This is a genomic window from Sanguibacter antarcticus, assembly GCF_002564005.1.
GTDB lineage: Bacteria > Actinomycetota > Actinomycetes > Actinomycetales > Cellulomonadaceae > Sanguibacter > Sanguibacter antarcticus.
Genome location: NZ_PDJG01000001.1, coordinates 301,379 through 321,891 on the forward strand (window position 1 = coordinate 301,379; position 20,513 = coordinate 321,891).

Here is a 20,513-nt window from a genome sequence, read left to right on the forward strand (position 1 = left end):
ACCGTCTGAGCAGCGAGGGCAGGTGCCCGCCGGGAGAGCTCCGGTGGGTACCTGCCTTCCTGTCTGAGGTGCCGTTGTGTGTAAGCCCTGTGGAGGCGGCGCGTCCTGGAGTGCGCTCGGGGCCTGGCGGGAGAGAATCAGCACGTGCCTCCAGCGTCCAGACCTCCCGCGCCGCGCCCGTCGACGGGCTCGTCCTCGTCGCGCTCCGCGCCGCGGTCTGGTCGTCCGGCCGCGAAGCCTGGGAGCACGACGAAGTCCACGAGCAAGCCCGCGAGCAAGACTGTGAGCAAGCCCGCGAGCAAGCCTGCAGCGAAGTCCACGTCCGGTGCGTCCACGTCGACCGGTACCAGGTCCGGTCCCTCGGGAAGCGGCGCGCGGCGTCCTCCTCGACCTGCAGGTTCACGGGCGAGCGCGTCTCGTCCATCCGTCCTCCCCTCGGGAGCCCCCGGCCCTCGCAAGCGGACCGGATCAGAACCGACCGGCTGGCTGCGGGTGTTCACGGTGCGCTCGGCCGTCTTCGTCCTCGTCGTGCTCATGGCCTTCGTCCTCGTGACGCCGACCGCCGTCCAGTTCCTCAAGCAGCGAGACAGTCTCCAGGCGTTGCGCGCGGACGTCGAGGACACCCGTGCGGTGAACGCTGACCTGTCGAACGAGCTCGACCGGTGGGCCGACGAGAAGTACGTCATCGCGCAGGCGCGCGAGCGGCTGACGTTCGTGTTCCCCGGCGAGACCCCCTACCGGGTCATCGACCCGGAGTCGGTCGTCGAGACGACAGACCCGGACACCGGCCAGGCGGTGCCCGACGGCGCTGTCACCGACGACCTCGATACTGACCAGCCCTGGTACGCCACGGTCTGGGACACAGTCCAGGTCGCCGGCGACGCGCCCTGAGAGCTGCGCTGAAGCGCTCGCGACGACGGTGGGTGGACGACTGTCCTGCTCGGCTCCCCGGTCGGGGAGAATGGTCGGTCGACGCGCGCCCCGTCGGCTGCACGCCCTGGTGGCTGCTCGAACTCCCGTTGACTGCTCGCCCTGCTGATTGGATGAACCCGTGATCGACCCGGCTGCCTCCGGCGTCACCGCTCGTGACCTCGAGGTCCTCGCTGACCAGCTGGGACGCGTGCCGCGCGGTGTCGTCGGCATCGCCGCCCGGTGCGTGTGCGGGCGTCCGCTCGTCGTCCGCACAGCGCCTCGGCTCGACGACGGCACACCGTTCCCGACCACGTTCTATCTCACGAGCCCCGGCGCCGTCGCCGCGGCGAGCACGCTCGAGGCGAACGGCGTGATGCGTGAGATGTCCGAGCGCCTGACGGTCGACGAGGACCTCGCCGCCGCGTACCGGTCGGCGCACGAGCACTATCTCGCCCAGCGAGAAGAGCTCGGGCACGTCGAGGAGATCGCGGGGATCTCTGCGGGCGGGATGCCCGTCCGGGTGAAGTGCTTGCACGTCCTCGTCGGCCATGCGCTCGCTGCCGGTCCCGGTGTGAACCCGCTCGGTGACGAGGCGCTCGCGCTCGTCCGCCCGACCTGGCGGCCGGACCGCTGCACCTGCTGAGCCTGCCTGACGCTCGGCGGCTCCGGGAGATGGCAGGCTTAGGACCATGACGACGGCTTCCTCCGCTCCTGCAGCACCAGCGCTCGCGCCCGGCACCGTGAGGGTCGCCGCGATCGACTGCGGCACCAACTCGATCCGCCTCCTCGTGGCAGACATCGACACGGAGGCGGGCGTGCTCGTCGACGTGTGCCGCGAGATGGAGGTGGTCCGCCTCGGTCAAGGCGTCGACCGCACGGGGCGTCTCGCCCCCGAGGCTCTGGCACGCACCCTCGATGCCACTGCGCGCTACGCCGCGGTGTGCCGGGACCTCGGTGCTGAGCGCATCCGGTTCGTCGCGACGTCGGCGTCGCGCGACGCCGAGAACCGTCAGGACTTCGTCGACGGCGTCGTCGCGGCGATCGGGGTGGAGCCCGAGGTCGTCTCTGGCGAAGAAGAGGCCGCGCTGTCCTTCCGTGGGGCGACGGGCGTGCTCGGCGCCGAGCACGGGGCACCCTATGCCGTGGTCGACCTCGGTGGCGGGTCGACAGAGGTCGTCGTCGGCGAGTCGGTTCCGGACGCCGCGTTCTCGATGGACGTCGGCTGCGTGCGGATGACGGAGCGGCACCTCGTCTCGGACCCTCCCACTCCGGAGCAGGTGGCTGCCGCGCGGGCCGACGTGCGCGCTGCGCTCGACGTCGCGGTGCAGACGGTGCCGCTGGGCCGTGCGGCGACGCTCGTCGGGCTGGCCGGCTCGGTGACCACGGTGACGGCCCATGCGCTCGGCCTCGAGCGCTATGACCGGGAGCGGATCGACGGCGCTGTCGTGAGCGTGGAGGAGACCCTCGCCGCGTGCGAGGACCTGCTCCGCAGGACGCGCGAGGAGCGGATGGAGCTCGGGTTCATGCACCCGGGGCGCGTGGACGTCATCGGCGCGGGCGCGCTCGTCTGGTCGGAGGTCGTCGCCCGGGTGCGTGACGAGATCGCCGCGAACGGTGGCGAGCTGCGCGACGTCGTGACGAGCGAGCACGACATCCTCGACGGCATCGCCTGGAGCCTCGTCTAGCAGGAGCCTCGTCTAGCAGCAGAAGTCGCTGTCAGGTATGACGCCGTAGCCAGTAGTGCGCTTCGCGTAGTACCGTGTGGTGTGCGCGAGCGGGTCGAGGCCCTCAGACGCAGGTGACGACGCACGGTCGCACCGAGGGCGAGGCTCACGGAGGGTCCATGGATACGACGCAGCTCCTCAAGGGCGTGCTCGACGCGGCGGTGCTCGCCGTGCTCGAGCAGGCCGACGGCTACGGCTATGACGTCGTCCGGCGGTTGCGAGCAGCGGGGCTGGACGAGGTCGGTGACGCGTCGGTGTACGGCACGCTCCGGCGGCTGCACTCGGCGGGAGCGCTCACGAGCTACGTGGTGCCCTCCGACGAGGGGCCGCACCGCAAGTACTACGGGATCAACGTGCAGGGGCGCGGGATCCTCGCCGTCCAGCGCAAGGAATGGAACGAGTTCGCGGGCGCCATGACCGCCCTCCTCATGAGTGAAGGAGCAGCGTGATGACCACTGCAGTCCTCATCAACCACGTGGCCGCCTACGCGGCAGCCGTCCGCGAGCACCTCGCAGACCTCGGGCCTGAGCAGGTCGACGACCTCACAGACGGCCTCGAGGCAGATCTCGCGGAGGCGCTCGACGACCCGACGCGCCCCATCACCGGCGAGACGCCGCTGGTCACCCGGTCGGGAACGATGGAACCGGTGGCCGCAGGTGCTCCGACCGGGTCGCGTGCACCGGACCCAGGCCTCACGTGCGTGCTCGATCTCACCGCCCGGTTCGGCTCACCCGAGGCCTACGCGGAGGAGCTGCGCTCAGCCGCAGGCCTTCCGGTGGTGGTCCCCACCAGGTCGTCGCGCCGCAGGCCCGTCCAGGCGCTCCGGAGACGTGTCGCCCGGATGGTGGAACGGATCACCTCCCACCGACGCTGGCCTGCCGTCCGCGAGTTCCTCGTGTCGCTGCGCTCGGCCTGGTGGGTGGCACGAGGCTGGGCGCTGTTCACGGTGGCGACCGTCGTCACCGGCAAAGACATCGCGTTCGCGCCGCAGGATCTCTCAGCGCTGGTGCTCCTGCTCGTCCTCGTCGTCGCGAGCGTCCAGTACGGCCGAGGCCTCTGGGCTCCGCCGCGCCGTGCCGCAGGTGTCTTCACGGCGCTGAGCGTGCTCGCGATCGTCGTGCTGCCGTTCGCCGCAGCGAGCCAGTGGGGACGCCCAGAGGTCACCTCCTCTGTGGAGTACTCCGTCCAGCAGGTCCTCCCCGAGGACGGCGTCTACCTCGACGGCGAGCCGGTCAAGAACCTCTTCGTCTACGGGCCTGACGGTGAGTTCCTCGACGGTGCGCGGATCGTCGACGACGAGGGACGCCCGGTCGGTCTCGCGGACACCTCGAGCTTCTACGACCCTGAAGAGGACCTCAGCTGGTACTGGGAGCCGCGCGTGGACGCTCAGGGCCGCGACGTCTGGAACGCGTACCCCGTGCCGATGTGGAACAACCTCGACGCCACGTGGATCGATGACCGGGGGTGGGTCCTGCCGGACGGGGTGCACGGCTCCGCGCCGGTCCAGCCCTTCTCGCAGCTCTTCCCGCTGGCGCCGTCGCCAGGAACGACGACGGCCGACCCGTCGGACCCCGCGACCGACACCACCGACCCCGCCGTCGACCCGACGGACGTGACGGAGGACGGAGCTGCGCCGTCGGCGCCGTAGGTGTGCCGGGGATCACCTGCGTGACGTTTCGCCGGACGAAAGACCCAGTAATACGATGGATCTATGCCTCACACTGACCCGACCACGGATTCTCCCCCCACGACGGAAGCCGTCGGGGCCGCCGCCGCGGTCACCCCGCGCCCGCGCAAGGTCCCACGCGTGGTCGTGCTCGGTGGTGGATCGGTGGGTCTGTACGCCGCGCGCCGCCTCCGCAAGCGCCTCGGCCGTCGTGCGGCTGCGATCGTCGTCGTCGACCCGCGGCCGTACATGACCTACGCGCCGTTCCTCCCCGAGGTCGCGGCCGGGTCCATCTCGGACCGTGACGTCGTCGCCCCGCACCGTCGTGCGCTGCGGAACGTCGACACCTTGCAGGGCAAGGTGACGAACATCAACCACGCCGCACGCCAGATCGAGATCACGCCCGAGGTGGGCGACGTCTACGAGATCACCTACGACCACCTCGTCATCGGTCTCGGGTCGGTCGCGCGCACGCTCCCCATCCCCGGCCTCGCTGAGGAGGCCATCGGCTTCAAGAACGTCGAGGAAGCCGTCGCAGTCCGCAACCAGATCCTCAACCGCATCAACCTCGCGAGCTCGACCTGGGACCCGGACCTGCGCAAGCGGATGCTCACGTTCACGTTCATCGGTGGTGGCTTCGCGGGCATCGAGGCGCTCGCCGAGACCGAGGACATGGCGCGCGCAGCCATCAAGAACCTCCCCGGTGTCGATCAGGGCGACGTGCGGTTCGTCATGATCGAGGGCACGGACCGGATCCTGCCCGAGCTCACGCTCGAGATGGCCAACTATGCGCTCGACGAGATGAAGAAGCGCGGGATCGAGTTCCACCTGTCGACGTTCCTCAGCTCGTGCGTCGACGGCCACGTGGTGACCTCGACCGGCGTCGAGTTCGACTCGGACACCATCGTGTGGACCGCAGGCGTCCGGGCCAACCCTGTCCTCGGCACGTCCGACCTCCCGCTCGACCGCATGGGCCGTCTCATGGTCCTCCCGACGCTCCAGGTCGCCGGTCCGGACGGCGTGGTCGTCCCGGGCGCCTGGGGCGCCGGCGACTGCGCTGCCGTGCCTGACCTCTTCAACCCGGGAGCGTTCTGCCCGCCGAACGCCCAGCACGCCATCCGTGAGGCGAAGGTGCTCGGCGACAACCTCTACGCCACGCTGCACGGCGGCGAGGTCAAGGAGTACAGCCACAAGAACCTCGGCACGGTCGCGTCCCTCGGTCTGCACAAGGGCGTCGCGATCCTCTTCGGCAAGATCAAGCTGCGCGGCTTCCCGGCCTGGGTCATGCACCGCATGTACCACGTCGCCGCGATGCCCACGGCGAGCCGCAAGATTCGCATCACGACGAACTGGATCGGGACGTGGCTCCTGCGCCGCGAGGTCGTCTCCCTCGGCTCGATCCACGACCCGCGTGCGGAGTTCCGTGCCGCCTCCGCTCCCGCCCCGGAGCGCCCGAAGGCGGATGTGCCTGCGGTACCTGCCGAGCCTGCAGGCCACGCTGTCACGCCGGCCGGGGACCCGAACGACTCCGTCCAGTAAGGGTTCCGCTCCACAACGACACGCTCGACGACGAGAGGCGCACCCGCCCGTGGTGCGCCTCTCGTCGTTGTAGGGTCGCAGAAACGAGCGGCCCCCATAGCCCAATCGGCAGAGGCATCCGACTTAAAATCGGCACAGTCAGGGTTCGAGTCCCTGTGGGGGCACCACAGGGACCGCGTGCGCGTGGGTGATCCCGGGCGATCGCCGTACCTGCGGGAGCACAGCCGGGTAGCGTAGGTCTATGAACTCCACCGGGGTGTCCACCGTCGTCGTCATCGAGGACGACCCTGACATCCGTGAGCTCATACGGTCGGTGCTCTCTCGTGGTGGGATCGTCGTGCACACGGCGGAGAACGGTCTCGACGGCGTCGCGCTCGTGACCTCGATCCACCCGGACCTCGTCACCCTGGACATCGGCCTGCCGGACATCGACGGGTACGAGGTCGCGCGCCGGTTGCGGCTGGCACCGGGCACTGCCGACATCCAGATTCTCATGCTCTCGGCGCGCACCCACGAGCTCGACCCGGTCCGGGGACGTGATGCGGGCGCCGAGCTCCACCTGAGCAAGCCGTTCCGCCCGCGAGAGCTGCGCGCACAGGTCGACGAGCTGCTCGCTCGCCTCTAGAACCGGGGGAGGACCACCGTCACGGTGCTCCCGACCCCGAGGACGCTCTTCATGTCGATCGTGCCCTTGTGCCCGTCGACGATCGCCTTGGTGATGACGAGCCCGAGGCCGACCCCGGGGATGGCGGCGGCACGCGCAGACTCTGCACGGAAGAACTTCTGGAACAACGACCCCAGGTCGTGCGGGTTCATCCCGATGCCGGTGTCCGAGATGACGATGAGGGTCGCGTCAGCGTCGGTGTGGACGACGACCCGGACAGATCCGCCGGGCAGCGTGTACTTGATCGCGTTCGACAAGAGGTTGTCGATGACCTGCGAGATGCGTGCGTGGTCTGCGTGCTGGGGGCGGGTCTCGTCGATGTTCTGCTTGAGGGTCACCCCGGCGGCCTCGGCACGGGGTCTGAACGAGTCGATCGCTCGCGAGGCGAGCTGGCCGATCTTGACGTCGCTCATCCGGAAGCGGAGCGTCCCAGCCTCGGCCTGCGCCGTGAGGAGGAGGTCCGAGACGAGGACGAGGAGCTGCTCGGCGTTGCGTGAGACGACAGTCAGGTGGCCCTGGACCTCGTCAGGGATCTCGTACTCCTCGTCTTCTACCGCGTCGGCGATGAGGTCGAGATAGCCGATGATCGACGTGAGCGGCGTGCGGAGCTCGTGGGAGACCGTCGCCACGAAGTCGTCCTTGGTGCGCATCGCCTGGACCATCTCGGTGATGTCGTGCACCGCGACGATCGTTCCGTGCGTGTCTCCGTTCGACTCGCGGATCTCCCGCGAGGTCACAGACACGGCCCGTTGGGTCAGGGGATCGTCCCCGAGCCACATCCGCTGGTCCTCGACCATCTGCCCGTGCAGCGCGCGGCACGTCGGCCGGTTCTCCGGCAGCACAGGGGTGATCCGGTCCATCTCGTACATGAGCGAACCCTGCTCTTCGGCGCACCACGGCGCGGTGGTGTCGAGCGGGTCGGCGTCGGGCGGCGCCATGAGGAGCCCGAGCTCGCGGTGCTTGCGGTTGGCCAGCAGGGGCCTCCCGTCGGCATCGAGGCTGTACAGACCGATGTCGACGGTGTTGAGGATCGACTCGAGGAGGACAGAGGCACGTCGGCTCGCTGCGAGGGACTGCGCGAGCCGTGCTTGCTCGTTGCGCAGCCGGGCGTCTTGGCCTTGGGCGAACTCCGTGAACCCGGCGACCGTGACACCGACCATGAAGACGATCCAAGGGAACAAGAGGGTGCGCATCCAGAAGCGGAGGTCGAACGACTGGACCACCCCGGGTTCTGAGACGAGGAGCGGGGCCAGGAGCACCGCGAGCGTCCCGAAGGTCCCGAGCGCGACCCCTCGCCACCGGTACTGCGTGGCGAACCACATCGCTGGGAAGACCACGAGGAGGCCCAGGACGCCGAGCTCGGCGTTGGTGGCGGTCCGCATGAGCCCGCCCGCGACGATGTCGAGCATCCCGATGACGAGAAGGACAGGGGAGCGAGACCTCGTCCACGGGACGAGGACGCACACGAGCGTCAGCACCACGGCCATGGTGAACCCGACGAGGTACATCGGGCGGAGGAACAGGTCCCTGGCCGAGACCCAGACGGCGAGCGACACACCGAAGACGGTCACTGCGAACGGCGCCTGGAGCGCGATGACATAGGCGCGGGGCGAGTTCCCGAGGAAGCGGACGACCGTGCCGGTGAACCCCGGGGACGGTGGTCGGGCCATGGTCTCGACGCTTGGGGTCGTCATCGTTCAACTGTATGGGGGCGGTTGTCGTCAGGCTCTGCGTGGAGGGCGAGTCAGCGGGTGATGTCCTGGAGCCGCCGTCAGGCGCCAGACCGCCCGAGCGCACGCCCGGCCTGCCGGCCGGAGAAGAGGCACCCGCCGAGGAACGTCCCCTCGAGGGACCTGTACCCGTGCATCCCGCCGCCGCCGAACCCTGCGACCTCGCCGGCAGCGTACAAGCCGGGCACCGGGTTGCCGTCGTCGCCGAGCACACGGCCGTCGAGGTCGGTCTCGAGACCACCGAGGGACTTGCGCGTGATGACGTGCAGGCGCACCGCGATGAGCGGACCGTCTGCCGCGTCGAGGATCGGGGCGGGGCGCGCGACCCGGACGAGGCGGTCGCCACGGTAGGAGCGGGCGCTGCGGACCGCAGCGATCTGAAGGTCCTTGGTGAACGGGTTCACGGTCTCGCGGTCCCTCGCCTCGACGACGGACCTGAGCTCCGCGGGGTCGATGAGGCCGTCGCCGGTGACCGAGTTCATGCCGGCAGCAAGCTCGTCGAGCGTGTCTGCGACGACGAAGTCCACGCCGCGGCTCTTGAACGCTTCGACGGGTGCGGTAGCACCCTTGCGCACGCGTCCGAGCACCTGGCGGACGCTTTTGCCCGTGAGGTCAGGGTTCTGCTCGGAGCCCGAGAGGGCGAACTCCTTCTCGATGATCGCCTGGTTGAGGACGAACCAGCTGTAGTCGTGCCCGGTGGTCCGCAGGTGGGCGAGCGTCCCGAGGGTGTCGAAGCCGGGGAAGAGCGGCACGGGCAGGCGGGATCCGGTGGCGTCGAGCCAGAGGGACGACGGGCCGGGCAGGATCCGGATGCCGTGGGCGGGCCAGACGGGGTCCCAGTTCGTGATGCCCTCGACGTAGTGCCACATCCGGTCGTCGTTGATGGTGCGCGCGCCGGCGGTGCGCGAGATCGCGAGCATGCGCCCGTCGACGTGGGCGGGGACGCCGGTGATCATGTGCTCGGGCGGAGAGCCGAGCCTGCTCGGCCAGGCGGCCCGGACGAGGTCGTGGTCGCCGCCGATCCCGCCGCTCGTCACCAGGACGGCCGCAGCACGCAGCGTGAAGTCGCGGACGGGGGACCGGGAGCTGGGCGCGCCGCGGGGGACGTCGCTCGGGGCGAGCACCGTTCCGCAGACGCCGGTGACGGCGCCGTCCTCGGTGAGCAGAGCGTCGACCCGGTGGCGATGGCGGACCACGATGCGACCTGCGTCGACGTGCTCCCGCACGCGTCGCACGAACGGGGCGAGGATGCCGGGGCCCGTGCCCCACGTGATGTGGAACCGGGGGACAGAGTTCCCGTGGCCCTGCGCGGTGTACCCGCCGCGCTCGGCCCACCCGACGACAGGGAAGAACCGCACACCCATCGCGTGCAGCCAGGATCGCTTCTCACCGGCGGCGAAGTCGAGGTAGGCGTCGGCCCAGCGCCGTGGCCACGCGTCCTCGGGACGGTCGAAGCCTGCAGAGCCGGCCCAGTCCTGGCGCGCGAGGTCGATCGAGTCGCGGACACCCATGCGTCGTTGCTCGGGAGAGTCGACGAGGAAGAGGCCCCCGAACGACCAGAACGCCTGCCCGCCGAGCGACTGCGCAGGTTCTTGGTCGACGATGACCACGGACCGACCGGCGTCGGCAGCTTCTGCCGCTGCGACGAGCCCGGCGAGGCCGGCGCCCACGATGATGACATCACTGGCATCTGACATGTCAGAAGTAGACCACGGTGCGGTCGCCAGGTGTGCACGACCTGTGCTGATGAACTGTCGGTATGGCGTTCTCCCCCCTGGGAACTAGGACGCGCGATCGAACGTTCGTTACAGTTGAACGGTAGGAACAACCGGCCAGCGAGATCCACTCGGCTGGCGCGAGAGCGTCGGACCGGAACCGCGACCAGGAGGCATGTGTGGGAAGCCCAGTTTTCTCCAAGAGCAGTGCGTTCAGCCCGAACGCCGACCGGTCTCAGGGGGGTGCGTCGGCATACCAGGGCCAGTCCGCTCAGGCACAGTATGGCCAGCCTGCTGGCTACGGCCAGTCCGCCGGCTACGGCTCGGTGCCGGACGCCGCGACGCTCGGCTCGATGTACGGGGCCCCGTCGGCGACGACCGCCCAGACGGGCCGGCTGACGTATGACGACGTCATCATCAAGACGGTCGGTCTGCTCGCGATCGTCATCGCGTTCGCCGCGATCACGTGGTTCACGGTTCCCGAGCTGTTCTTCGTCGGCGCGATCGTCGGCCTGGTCCTCGGTCTCGTCAACGCGTTCAAGCGCGAGCCGAGCCCGGTCCTCATCGTCGCCTACGCGATCGCCGAGGGAGTGTTCGTCGGTGGGCTGAGCGCGTACTTCGAGGCCGCGTGGGACGGGATCGTCCTCCAGGCGGTCGTCGCGACGTTTGCGACCTTCACCGCGTGCCTGTTCCTCTTCCGGTCAGGTCGCGTCCGCGTGACGCCGCGGTTCACGCGCTGGCTCTTGTTCTCGATGGTCGGGTACATGGCGTTCTCGCTCATCAACCTCGTCGTCATCCTCGCCGGCGGGGCAGAGGGCTGGGGCCTGCGGAGCGGCTGGTTCGGTATCGCGATCGGTCTCGTCGCCGTCGGGCTCGCGTCCGCGTCGCTCATCGTCGACTTCGACAGCATCCAGCGCGGTGTGCGCAACGGCGTCCCGGCGAAGTTTGCCTGGACAGCGGCGTTCGGTCTCGTCGTCACCCTCATCTGGCTGTACATCGAGTTCCTCCGGATCCTCGCGATCTTCCAGAGCGACTGAGCGAACCAGCGTTCTGCATGATCTGATGGTGGGCGCCCGCTCCAGCGGGCGCCCACACCCTTCAAACGAGAGGTACCCCTATGTCGATCGAGCTTCCTCAGGCGACAGGCACCTACGGCGAGAAGCCGCAGCTGACGTTCCCGAGCGGCGGTGCGCCCGAGGGCCTCGTCGTGAAGGTCCTGGTCCAGGGTGACGGAGCCGAGGTGGTGTCCGGGAACACCATCGTCGTGAACTATCTCGGCCAGTCGTGGGCCGGCGGAGTCTTCGACAACTCGTACGACCGCGGTGCACCGATCGACTTCCCGATCGGTGTCGGCGCCGTCATCGGTGGCTGGGACCAGGGCCTCGTCGGGCAGACGATCGGCTCCCGTGTCCTCCTGTCGATCCCGCCGGAGCTGGCCTACGGCCAGCGCGGGGTCCCGCAGGCCGGTATCGCCGGCGGCGCCACGCTCGTCTTCGTGGTCGACATCGTCGACGCCGCCTGACGTAGTCCTGCACGACGCACCGAGGCCGCCCTCCCGACAGGAGAGCGGCCTCGGTCGTACCCGGAGCAGCCCGGACGGTCCAGCTCGTGCTCCGCCCTGCGACGGAGCCGCGGCGCCGAGACGTCAGACCCAGGGGTGATGTCCTCGAGGCTGGTCGTCCGCCAGTCTGGGACGGTGAGCACACCGAGCACCTCCGTCCGCGCGCCGCGAGCAGCCCGAGGACTGCACGCGCTGCGCAGCGCCCTCGGCGCCGTCGCGCTCGCGGGCCTGCTCTCGGGGTGCACCGGACCGGATCCGCTGACGCCGCTGGAGGACGGGGACGCGCCGCAGGCCGACGCAGACCGCCAGGCGCACCGGCTCGAGCTCGTCCTCGAGAACCTCGAGCTGCGCTACGCCGTCTCCGACACCTCGAACCCTCCGCACCTCCTTGCACCGTTCGTCCCCGCCGAGCAGGCCGCCCTCGCGCTCACCGAGCAGCTCGCGCTCGGGAACCAGGCCCAGGCGTACGTCAGCGCCCACGCCGCGTACCTCGACGACGAGCTGGCCGGGACAGACCGCCCGGACGACGTCGACGTCGTGGTGGACGACGTGACGGTCCTCGGCTCGGCTGCCGGGGATCCGGTCGCTCGCGTGTCCGTGGTCACGACGTACGGCTTCGACGACGCGCCGTCGACCACGACGACCACCGAGTACGCCATCTCGTGGTCCTCGCGGTCCGTGACGGCGGACGGGTCGCCCGCCTCGTCTCCCGGGGACGACGAGGTGGACGACCCCGGCGCCGTCCGCCTCGAGGCGGTCTACCCCCTCTACGAGGACGGTGGGCGCCCCGCCCTCGACAGCGGTGAAGGAACGGGCTCCGCGAGCAACGCGGTCCACGACTACCTGCGTGCCGTGACCTACGGCTCGAGCCGGGACGTCGATGCGTTGGAGGGCAGCATCCGCACGTCGGACGAGCTGCGCGAGGTTCTCAAGGAGGAGCTGGCCGCGTCGCCCCGCTACACCCCGGTCGAGATCCCTGCGGCGCGGGCAGGGAACGAGCACGTCCTCTACGTGGTCCCGGCGACCGGTGCCCAGGCTCTGCGCCTCGACGTGACCCTCACCGACGCCGGCCCGACGGTTGTGCCGCGGCTCTGACGCCTCGCTACGGTGTGTCCATGAGATATGCGGAACACATCAGCGAGCTCGTCGGCAACACCCCGCTCGTCCGGCTCAACGCTGTCACGACCGGCCTGTCGGCGACGATCCTCGCCAAGATCGAGTACGTGAACCCGGGCGGCTCGGTCAAGGACCGCATCGCGCTGAAGATGATCGAGGCTGCCGAGGCGAGCGGTGAGCTGCGCCCGGGCGGGACCATCGTCGAGCCGACGTCCGGGAACACCGGTGTGGGCCTCGCGCTCGTCGCACAGCGCAAGGGCTACAAGTGCGTGTTCGTGTGCCCCGACAAGGTGTCGGTGGACAAGCGTGACGTCCTCAAGGCCTACGGCGCCGAGGTGGTGGTCACCCCGACCGCCGTGGCGCCAGAGCACCCGAGCTCCTACTACTCCGTCTCGGACAGGCTCGTCGCCGAGATCCCAGGAGCGTGGAAGCCGAACCAGTACGCGAACCCCAACGGCCCGGCCAGCCACTACGAGACGACCGGGCCTGAGATCTGGGCGGACACCGACGGCCGGGTGACGCACTTCGTCACGGGTGTCGGAACCGGCGGCACGATCAGCGGGACGGGGCGCTTCTTGCGCGACGTCTCCGCGGACCGCGCGACCGGCGAGGTGCACGTCGTCGGCTCAGACCCCGAGGGGTCCGTGTACTCGGGCGGGACCGGACGGCCCTACCTCGTCGAAGGTGTCGGCGAGGACTTCTGGCCCGCAGCGTACGACCCGAGCGTGCCGCACGAGATCATCGCCGTCTCCGACGCCGACTCGTTCGAGATGACACGACGCCTCGCCCGCGAAGAAGGCCTGCTCGTCGGGGGCTCCTGCGGCATGGCGGTCGTCTCCGCGCTGCGCCTGGCACGTCGGCTCGAGGACGAGGACCCCGCAGCGGCGGTCGAGGCCGTCATCGTCGTCCTGCTGCCCGACGGCGGACGCGGCTACATGTCGAAGATCTTCTCCGACGCGTGGATGCGGTCCTACGGCTTCATCGGCGCCGAGGACGGCATCACGGCAGGCGACATCCTGCGCGGGAAGTCGGGCGCGCTGCCAGACCTCGTCCACACGCACCCGGTCGAGACCGTGCGCGACGCGATCGAGATCCTCCGCGAGTTCGGTGTCTCGCAGATGCCGGTCGTCCTCGCCGAACCCCCGGTCGTCATCGGTGAGGTCGCCGGAGCCGTGAGCGAGCGGGCGCTGCTCGACGCCGTCTTCTCGGGTGGTGCCGCACTGACGGACACGGTCGGCACGCACATGGCCGGGCGTCTGCCCCTCATCGGGTCCGGAGAACCTGTCGAGGCCGTCCGGGCCGCGCTCCAGGACGACGACGCCCTCATGGTCATCGACGACGGCAAGCCCGTGGGCGTGCTCACGCGTCACGACCTTCTCGGATTCCTCGCACACTGACGCGTTAGCCTGGGAGGGTGACACACACTCCTGAGCACCCGACCAGCGACGCCACCACACCCTCCGCGCACGACTGGTCCGCAACCGGGCTGGCGACGCGCGCGATCCACGCAGGACAGGCCCCCGACGCCGCCACCGGAGCGGTCGTGACACCGATCTACCAGGTGTCCACGTACAAGCAAGACGGCGTCGGTGGCCTGCGGGGAGGCTACGAGTACTCACGCTCGGGCAACCCGACCCGAGACGCGCTCCAAGAGGCCCTGGCCTCGGTCGAGTCCGGCGAGCGCGCATTCGCGCTCGCGTCCGGTCTCGCGGCCGAGGACGTGCTGCTGCGGGCGATCCTGCGCCCCGGCGGCCACATCGTCATGCCCGACGACGCGTACGGCGGCACCTACCGGCTCGTGCACCGCGTCCTCGGCGCGTGGGGCGTCGAGCACACCCCCGTCAACACGTCCGACCCGGCAGCCGTCGCTGCCGCCATCCAGCCCGGCCGGACGGCTGCGGTGTGGGTCGAGACCCCGTCGAACCCGCTCCTCGGTGTGAGCGACATCGCGGTGCTCGCCGACGTCGCGCACGCCGCCGGTGCGCTCCTCGTCGTCGACAACACCTTCGCGACGCCCGCCCTCCAGCAGCCGCTCACCCTCGGCGCCGACGCCGTCGTCCACTCGACGACGAAGTACATCGGCGGGCACTCCGACGTCGTCGGCGGCGCGGTCGTCACCGCCCCCGGAGCAGTCCTGCCCAGCGGCGCCACCGGTCCGACCGGCTCGCAGGCGCTCGCCGACGCCGTCGGCTTCTACCAGAACGCAGCAGGCGCCGTTGCCGGACCGTTCGACGCGTGGCTCACGCTGCGCGGACTGAAGACGCTCAGCCTGCGCATGGAGCGGCACAGCTCGAACGCCGCAGCCGTGGCCCAGTTCCTCGAGAGCCACCCGAAGGTCGCGTCGGTCCTCTACCCCGGCCTGGCATCGCACCCGCAGCACGATCTCGCCGCACGCCAGATGTCCGCGTTCGGCGGCATGGTCTCGTTCCGCACAGGGTCGCTCGACAGCGCGCTCGCGGTCGTCGACCGGACGAAGATCTTCCTGCTCGCGGAGTCTCTCGGAGGCGTCGAGTCGCTCATCGAGCACCCGGGCAAGATGACCCACGCGTCCGTCGCCGGGTCGGCGCTCGAGGTGCCCGAGGACCTCGTGCGGGTCTCGGTCGGCATCGAGGACCTCGACGACCTCGTCGCCGACCTTGCGCAGGCACTGGCCTGATGGCGACGAAGGCGCGCGTCGCGATCACCTACTGCACCCAGTGCCGGTGGCTCATGCGCGCGGCCTGGATGGCTCAGGAGCTCCTCACGACGTTCCCCGACGACCTCGGTGAGGTGGCTCTCGTGCCGACGACCGGCGGGGTGTTCCGCATCGCGGTGGACGGCGAGACCATCTGGAACCGCAAGGTCGACGGGGGATTCCCTGAGATCACGGTGCTCAAGCGGCTGGTCCGCGACCGGGTGGCCCCGGGACGCTCCCTGGGGCACGCGGACGCGGCGGCCCAGGCCGACCTGTCGACCGGCTGACACGCCCGCGACCGCGTCACGGGGAGCAGATCAGTCGCGCTCGGCGTTCTCTGCCTTCTTGGCGATCTTGGCGTCTCGTGCCGCGATGCGGTCTTCTTCGGCGCGCACCTCGAGCTGGATCGCACGCTCTCGCACGAGCCAGTCGGGCTCGTCCTCGCGCAGCTCGTTGATCTCGTCGGTGGTGAGCGCCTCGGTCACGCCGCCGCGTGCGAGCCCGGCGATCGAGATGCCGAGGCGTGCAGCGACGGTGGGGCGGGGGTGCGGGCCGTTACGGCGCAGCTCGGTGAGCCACTCCGGCGGGTCCGTCTGCAGCGTGCTGAGCTGATCACGGGTGATCACGCCCTCCTGGAACTCCGCGGGAGCAGCAGGCAGGTACACGCCCAGCTTCTTCGCCGCGGTAGCGGGCTTCATGGTCTGGGGTGTCTTGGACGACGTCATGGCTCAAGGATATCGGCCATCGCCCGGGTAGCCTGACTGTGTGCCTCCTGCCCCCGACGAGACCCCGTCCTCCGACCGCCGTTCCTTCCGTCTCGCGTACGCCCCTGGGGTGACGCCGGCGAAGTGGGTCGGTGTGTGGCGCGAGCGTCTCCCCGACGTCGACCTCGTGCTCGTCCCCGTCGACGCGCTCGACGGCGGTGCGGCTCTGCGCGAGGACCGTGCAGACGCAGGCCTGCTCCGGATGCCCGTGCCCGGCGACGACGTCAGCATGATCCCGCTGTACACGGAGGTTCCTGTCGTCGTCGTCGGCAAGGAGCACGCGATCGCGGCGTTCGCCGACATCGCGGTCTCCGACCTCGAGGACGAGGTGCTCTTGCGTCCGCTCGACGAGAGCCTGGAGTGGCCGGAGCTGCCCGGACAGCCGGCGACGGAGCGGCCGGCCAGCACCGGCGACGCCGTCGAGCTCGTGGCCGCGGGAGTCGGCGTGGTCGTCGTGCCCCAGTCCGTGGCCCGGCTCCACCACCGCAAAGACGTGACGTACCGGCCCGTGACGGACGGGCCCGGATCCAGGGTGGGCCTCGCCTGGCTCGAGGGCCGCTCGACCGACCTCGTCGAGGAGATGGTCGGGATCGTTCGCGGACGGACCGCCAACAGCTCGCGCGGGCGCTCGAAGCCCGACGCCGCCCCGACGACGGCCGAGCCGCGAGCAGCAACCAAGAACAGCTCCGCTCCGCCCTCGAAGGCACAGCTGAAGAGCGCGGCTGCCCGTCTGGCTGCTGACCGCAAGGCGGCGTTCGAGCGGAAGTCCGCCGCCCGCACCGGCGCCAAGCGTGGCGGGAAGCCGAGCATCGGCAAGCGCGGCAAGCGCTGACCGTTCCCCGGACCGTCGGCGCCTGGGCCGGTGGGGTCTGCTAGGTCAGGACGGGACCGGGCACGCGACGCCCGTGGAGTGCACCGGGCAGTACCCGCCCGGGTTCTTCTCGAGGTACTGCTGGTGGTAGCCCTCCGCGTAGTAGAACCGGCCCGCCTCTTCTGCGGAGCGGACATCGGTGGTGATAGCACCGAAGCTCCGCTCGGCGAGCTTCGTCTGGAAGGCGGCGAGCGTCGCCTCGGCGGCGTCACGCTGCTCCGGCGTGGTCCAGTACACCGCCGAGCGGTACTGCGTGCCGACGTCGTTGCCCTGACGGAACCCCTGCGTGGGGTCGTGCGACTCCCAGAACGTCCGCAGCAGCTCTGTGTCGCTCACCACGGTCGGGTCGTACGCGACCATGACCATCTCGACGTGACCGGTCATCGCCGAGCAGACCTCCTCGTACGACGGGTTCGGGGTGTACCCGCCCTGATACCCGACCGCCGTGGAGATCACTCCCGGAAGCTGCCAGAACTCCTTCTCTGCGCCCCAGAAGCACCCGAGACCGAGGTAGACCACCTGGGTCCCCTCGGGCCACGGGCCGGCGAGCGGGGTGCCGAGCACGACGTGCGTCTCGGGCACCGTGTAGGTGGGCGTGGGCCGACCGCTGAGCGCGCGCTCCGGCGAGACCATCGAGGTCTTGAGGGACGATCCGAACAACGAGCCGAACATGGTGCCTCCTGGTGGTGACGTGCGCGTGCGGGTGCGTGGGCAGTCGAGCTGCCTGAGGGGGTCAACACCTCGCGGACCTGGGGTGTTCCCGGTCCGCGTGCACCGTAGCCTTGGGGACGGACCGCGGCGGACGCGCTGCAGCCGACACGTATCGAGAGGAACCACACATGGGCGCGGACCAGCGTCAGAACCTGAGCGCGCCCGGCGACAGGCCGGCGAGCGAGGGCTCACCCGTCGAGGGAGCGGGGAACAGCGTGCGAGTCAGCAGCGAGAGGCTCACCGCGTCGGCCCACGCGCTCTCGAGGCCCGCAGCTGTCGAGCACGTCGGGGTGCCGACGAGCGTGAAGATCGCGGCCTCGTGGTCGTGGCGGCTCATCGTCGTGATGGCGGGCGTCGTCGTGATCCTCACGGTGATCTCCTACCTCAAGGTCATCATCATCCCCGTCGCGGTCGCGCTCCTCCTCACCGTGCTGGTCCAGCCGTTCACCCGGTTCCTGCGGACCCGGCTGCACTTCTCTGTCCCGCTCGCTGCAGCGACGGGGATCGTCGCGCTCATCGGAGGCGTCACAGCCCTGGCCGTCATCGCCGGACGAGAGATCGCCAGCGGGCTCACCGACCTCAGCGCGCAGGCCGTCATCGGTTTCGAGCAGCTGCTCGGATGGCTCTCCGACGGGCCGCTCGCGATCGACAGCGCCACCATCGACACCTACTGGCAAGAGCTTCTCGGGGCGGCGCAGAGCAACTCGTCGAGCCTCGTCTCCGGGGCGCTGTCTGTCACCACGACGGTGGGGCAGGTTCTCGCAGGCGCGATCATCGCCCTCTTCTGCACGCTCTTCTTCCTCATCGACGGCCGCCGGATCTGGACGTGGATCGTCGGGCTGCTGCCTCGCCACACCCGTGAACGGGTCCACCAGGCAGGTCGGCGCGGGCTCGTCACCCTGGCGTCCTACGTGCGGACCCAGATCCTCGTGGCGTTCATCGACGCGGTCGGGATCAGCCTCGGTGCCGCGATCATCGGGGTGCCCCTGGCCGTCCCGCTCGGGGTGCTCGTCTTCATCGGTGCGTTCATCCCGTTCGTCGGCGCGATCATCACCGGGTCGATCGCGATCCTCGTCGCGCTCGTCGCGAACGGCTGGGTCGCGGCCCTCATCATGACCGGCGTGGTCCTCCTCGTGCAGCAGATCGAGGGCAACGTCCTCCAGCCCTGGCTCATGGGGCAGGCCGTCTCGCTGCACCCCGTCGCCGTGCTCCTCGCCGTGACGACGGGCGCGCTCGTCGCAGGCATCGTCGGTGCGCTGTTCGCCGTGCCGCTCGTGGCCGTCCTCAACACGGTCATCCTGTACTTCCACGGCCACGACAAGTTCCCGGAGCTCGGCTTCGACGACCACATCGCGCTCCGACCGAGCGGTCGTCGCGCCATCATGATCATGAGCGCCGAGCGCCACGTCGGGATGGACACCGGGTGGGAGCCCGAGGTGCGCGACGAGGAAGAGAGCCTCATCCCGCCCCGCCTCGTCTCGACCGCAGAAGCCGGGCGTGCTGCCTTCGAACGACTCATGGCCTTGCGGTCTCGCAGCATGAAGGACCAGAGCAGCGCAGACGAGACCACCACGACCCCGAACGAACCACGCACCCCGAACAACGAAGGATCCTGACCCTGATGACTGACCTCCATGTGGGCATCGACGAGATCCGTGCAGCTGCAGCCCTTCTCGACGGGATCTCGACGGTCACGCCTGTCGAGTCCAGCAACGCCCTCAGCGCGGTCGTCGGCGCCCCCGCCTACCTCAAGTGCGAGAACCTCCAGCGCTCCGGCTCGTTCAAGATCCGTGGCGCCTACGTGCGGATGGCGCGGCTGAGCGACGAGGAGAAGGCCCGCGGGGTGGTCGCAGCGAGCGCCGGGAACCATGCGCAGGGCGTCGCCCTGGCAGCCAGGCTGCTCGGTATCCGAGCGATCGTCTACATGCCGACCGATGCTGCGCTGCCGAAGGTCGCCGCGACCCGCGACTACGGCGCGGAAGTCCGCCTGATCGGGACGAGCGTGGACGACGTGCTCGTCGCCGCGCGCGAGGAGTCAGAGCGCACGGGCGCCGTCCTCATCCATCCGTTCGACCACGTGGACATCGTCGCGGGTCAAGCGACCGTGGCCCTGGAGATCCTCGAGCAGGTGCCGGACGTGCGGACCGTCGTCGTGCCGGTCGGCGGCGGCGGGCTGGCCGCGGGCATCGTGGCGGCCATGGCCGCCCTCGCACCGCACGTGCGCGTCGTGGGGGTGCAGGCGGCGCGGGCGTCGGGCTACCAGGTGTCGCTCGCTGCGGGGGTCCCGACGAAGTCCGTCGCGATGTCGACGATGGCTGACGGGATCGCGGTGAGCACCCCGGGCGTGGTGCCGTTCGAGATCATCCGGACGTTCGGGACCGATATCCGGACGGTGTCTGAGGAAGACCTCTCGCGGGCTCTCCTCTTCGTGGCAGAACGGGCCAAGCTCGTCGTGGAGCCTGCTGGCGTGGCCGGTGTCGCGGCGCTCATGGCGCACCCCGAGGAGTACGAGGGGCCAGTCGTCGCGGTGCTCTCCGGAGGCAACGTCGACCCGCTCGTGCTCTTGCGCGTCGTCCGCCACGGTCTCGCCGCGGCGGGGCGCTATCTCCAGGTGCGCGTGCGGCTCGTCGACCGTCCTGGTGCGCTCGCCGGGCTGCTGCAGGACCTGGCTCGTCACGGAGGAAACATCATGCACGTCGATCATGTGCGCACCGGGGTCGGGCTCGCTATCGACGAGGTCGAGGTGACGATGCAGGTCGAGACGAAGGGGCCGGAGCACTGCTCGGCGCTCCTCGACCACCTGCGCAGCGAGGGCTACAACCTCGCTGAGAACTGAGGGACCGGACGACGGACCGGCAGCGGCTGA

Annotated in this window: 22 protein-coding genes and 1 tRNA gene; 17 read left to right on the plus strand and 6 right to left on the minus strand. The window is 70.0% G+C overall.

Annotation, left to right across the window (positions count from 1 at the left end):
- Positions 1–137 precede the first annotated feature (137 nt).
- Positions 138–335 carry a hypothetical protein gene (locus tag ATL42_RS01370; protein WP_098453814.1) on the minus strand — a complete coding sequence of 66 codons (198 nt, stop codon included), beginning with the start codon at positions 333–335 and terminating at the stop codon, positions 138–140.
- Between the two features lie 166 nt (positions 336–501).
- Between ATL42_RS01370 and ATL42_RS01375 the strand changes: the two genes are divergently transcribed.
- The 8 genes from ATL42_RS01375 to ATL42_RS01410 all read left to right on the plus strand — a co-directional run bounded on the left by ATL42_RS01375 (position 502) and on the right by ATL42_RS01410 (position 6,466).
- Positions 502–891, plus strand: coding sequence for an FtsB family cell division protein (locus ATL42_RS01375; RefSeq protein WP_245861973.1), 390 nt, complete (start codon positions 502–504; stop codon positions 889–891).
- 160 nt (positions 892–1,051) lie between these two features.
- Positions 1,052–1,555 carry a DUF501 domain-containing protein gene (locus ATL42_RS01380; protein ID WP_245861976.1) on the plus strand — a complete coding sequence of 168 codons (504 nt, stop codon included), beginning with the start codon at positions 1,052–1,054 and terminating at the stop codon, positions 1,553–1,555.
- Between the two features lie 46 nt (positions 1,556–1,601).
- A complete protein-coding gene (locus ATL42_RS01385) occupies positions 1,602–2,597 on the plus strand; it encodes a Ppx/GppA phosphatase family protein (RefSeq protein WP_098453815.1) in 996 nt (331 codons plus the stop codon).
- 158 nt (positions 2,598–2,755) lie between these two features.
- Positions 2,756–3,085, plus strand: coding sequence for a PadR family transcriptional regulator (locus tag ATL42_RS01390; RefSeq protein WP_098456241.1), 330 nt, complete (start codon positions 2,756–2,758; stop codon positions 3,083–3,085).
- Positions 3,085–4,284 (plus strand): hypothetical protein, encoded by a 1,200-nt coding sequence (locus ATL42_RS01395; protein WP_098453816.1) that lies wholly within the window; start codon positions 3,085–3,087, stop codon positions 4,282–4,284. Before ATL42_RS01390 ends, ATL42_RS01395 begins: the two co-directional genes overlap by 1 nt.
- A gap of 63 nt (positions 4,285–4,347) precedes the next feature.
- Complete coding sequence (locus ATL42_RS01400; protein ID WP_098453817.1) at positions 4,348–5,841, plus strand: NAD(P)/FAD-dependent oxidoreductase; 1,494 nt, start codon at positions 4,348–4,350, stop codon at positions 5,839–5,841.
- Positions 5,842–5,931: 90 nt separating this feature from the next.
- Positions 5,932–6,008: transfer RNA gene (locus ATL42_RS01405), tRNA-Leu, on the plus strand.
- Positions 6,009–6,082: 74 nt separating this feature from the next.
- A complete protein-coding gene (locus tag ATL42_RS01410; protein ID WP_098453818.1) occupies positions 6,083–6,466 on the plus strand; it encodes a response regulator transcription factor in 384 nt (127 codons plus the stop codon).
- Here the strand turns inward: ATL42_RS01410 and ATL42_RS01415 are convergent.
- Together ATL42_RS01415 and ATL42_RS01420 are read right to left on the minus strand one after the other, a co-directional pair.
- On the minus strand, positions 6,463–8,199 hold the full coding sequence (locus ATL42_RS01415) for a sensor histidine kinase (protein ID WP_098453819.1): 1,737 nt from the start codon (positions 8,197–8,199) through the stop codon (positions 6,463–6,465). The genes ATL42_RS01410 and ATL42_RS01415 overlap by 4 nt on opposite strands.
- 77 nt (positions 8,200–8,276) lie before the next feature.
- Complete coding sequence (locus ATL42_RS01420) at positions 8,277–9,932, minus strand: FAD-binding dehydrogenase (protein ID WP_098453820.1); 1,656 nt, start codon at positions 9,930–9,932, stop codon at positions 8,277–8,279.
- Positions 9,933–10,129: 197 nt separating this feature from the next.
- Between ATL42_RS01420 and ATL42_RS01425 the strand changes: the two genes are divergently transcribed.
- The 6 genes from ATL42_RS01425 to ATL42_RS01450 all read left to right on the plus strand — a co-directional run bounded on the left by ATL42_RS01425 (position 10,130) and on the right by ATL42_RS01450 (position 15,588).
- Complete coding sequence (locus ATL42_RS01425; RefSeq protein WP_098453821.1) at positions 10,130–10,987, plus strand: Bax inhibitor-1/YccA family protein; 858 nt, start codon at positions 10,130–10,132, stop codon at positions 10,985–10,987.
- Between the two features lie 80 nt (positions 10,988–11,067).
- Complete coding sequence (locus ATL42_RS01430) at positions 11,068–11,472, plus strand: FKBP-type peptidyl-prolyl cis-trans isomerase (RefSeq protein WP_098453822.1); 405 nt, start codon at positions 11,068–11,070, stop codon at positions 11,470–11,472.
- 174 nt (positions 11,473–11,646) lie between these two features.
- Positions 11,647–12,606, plus strand: coding sequence for a hypothetical protein (locus ATL42_RS01435; protein ID WP_143556670.1), 960 nt, complete (start codon positions 11,647–11,649; stop codon positions 12,604–12,606).
- 20 nt (positions 12,607–12,626) lie between these two features.
- A complete protein-coding gene (locus ATL42_RS01440) occupies positions 12,627–14,024 on the plus strand; it encodes a cystathionine beta-synthase (protein ID WP_098456242.1) in 1,398 nt (465 codons plus the stop codon).
- Positions 14,025–14,041: 17 nt separating this feature from the next.
- The gene (locus ATL42_RS01445) at positions 14,042–15,283 is read left to right on the plus strand and encodes a cystathionine gamma-synthase (RefSeq protein ID WP_098453824.1); all 1,242 of its coding nucleotides are present in this window, start codon (positions 14,042–14,044) and stop codon (positions 15,281–15,283) included.
- Positions 15,283–15,588, plus strand: coding sequence for an Rdx family protein (locus tag ATL42_RS01450; RefSeq protein ID WP_098453825.1), 306 nt, complete (start codon positions 15,283–15,285; stop codon positions 15,586–15,588). Before ATL42_RS01445 ends, ATL42_RS01450 begins: the two co-directional genes overlap by 1 nt.
- A gap of 30 nt (positions 15,589–15,618) precedes the next feature.
- On the opposite strand, the gene ATL42_RS01455 is transcribed toward ATL42_RS01450, so the two are convergent.
- Positions 15,619–16,026, minus strand: a complete 408-nt coding sequence (locus ATL42_RS01455) for a DUF5997 family protein (protein WP_098453826.1) — start codon at positions 16,024–16,026, stop codon at positions 15,619–15,621.
- 40 nt (positions 16,027–16,066) lie between these two features.
- Between ATL42_RS01455 and ATL42_RS01460 the strand changes: the two genes are divergently transcribed.
- Positions 16,067–16,897 (plus strand): LysR substrate-binding domain-containing protein, encoded by an 831-nt coding sequence (locus tag ATL42_RS01460; RefSeq protein WP_098453827.1) that lies wholly within the window; start codon positions 16,067–16,069, stop codon positions 16,895–16,897.
- A gap of 45 nt (positions 16,898–16,942) precedes the next feature.
- Here ATL42_RS01460 and msrA read toward each other — a convergent pair whose 3' ends face one another.
- Together msrA and ATL42_RS16620 are read right to left on the minus strand one after the other, a co-directional pair.
- The gene (gene msrA / locus ATL42_RS01465) at positions 16,943–17,608 is read right to left on the minus strand and encodes a peptide-methionine (S)-S-oxide reductase MsrA (protein WP_098453828.1); all 666 of its coding nucleotides are present in this window, start codon (positions 17,606–17,608) and stop codon (positions 16,943–16,945) included.
- 184 nt (positions 17,609–17,792) lie between these two features.
- Positions 17,793–18,017: a hypothetical protein gene (locus tag ATL42_RS16620; RefSeq protein ID WP_245861979.1), complete on the minus strand. Its 225-nt coding sequence runs from the start codon at positions 18,015–18,017 to the stop codon at positions 17,793–17,795.
- Here ATL42_RS16620 and ATL42_RS01470 point away from each other — a divergent pair.
- Positions 18,007–19,263: an AI-2E family transporter gene (locus ATL42_RS01470; protein WP_245861981.1), complete on the plus strand. Its 1,257-nt coding sequence runs from the start codon at positions 18,007–18,009 to the stop codon at positions 19,261–19,263. The genes ATL42_RS16620 and ATL42_RS01470 overlap by 11 nt on opposite strands.
- Positions 19,264–19,268: 5 nt before the next feature.
- Positions 19,269–20,483 carry a threonine ammonia-lyase gene (gene ilvA, locus ATL42_RS01475; protein ID WP_098453830.1) on the plus strand — a complete coding sequence of 405 codons (1,215 nt, stop codon included), beginning with the start codon at positions 19,269–19,271 and terminating at the stop codon, positions 20,481–20,483.
- Positions 20,484–20,513 lie beyond the last annotated feature (30 nt).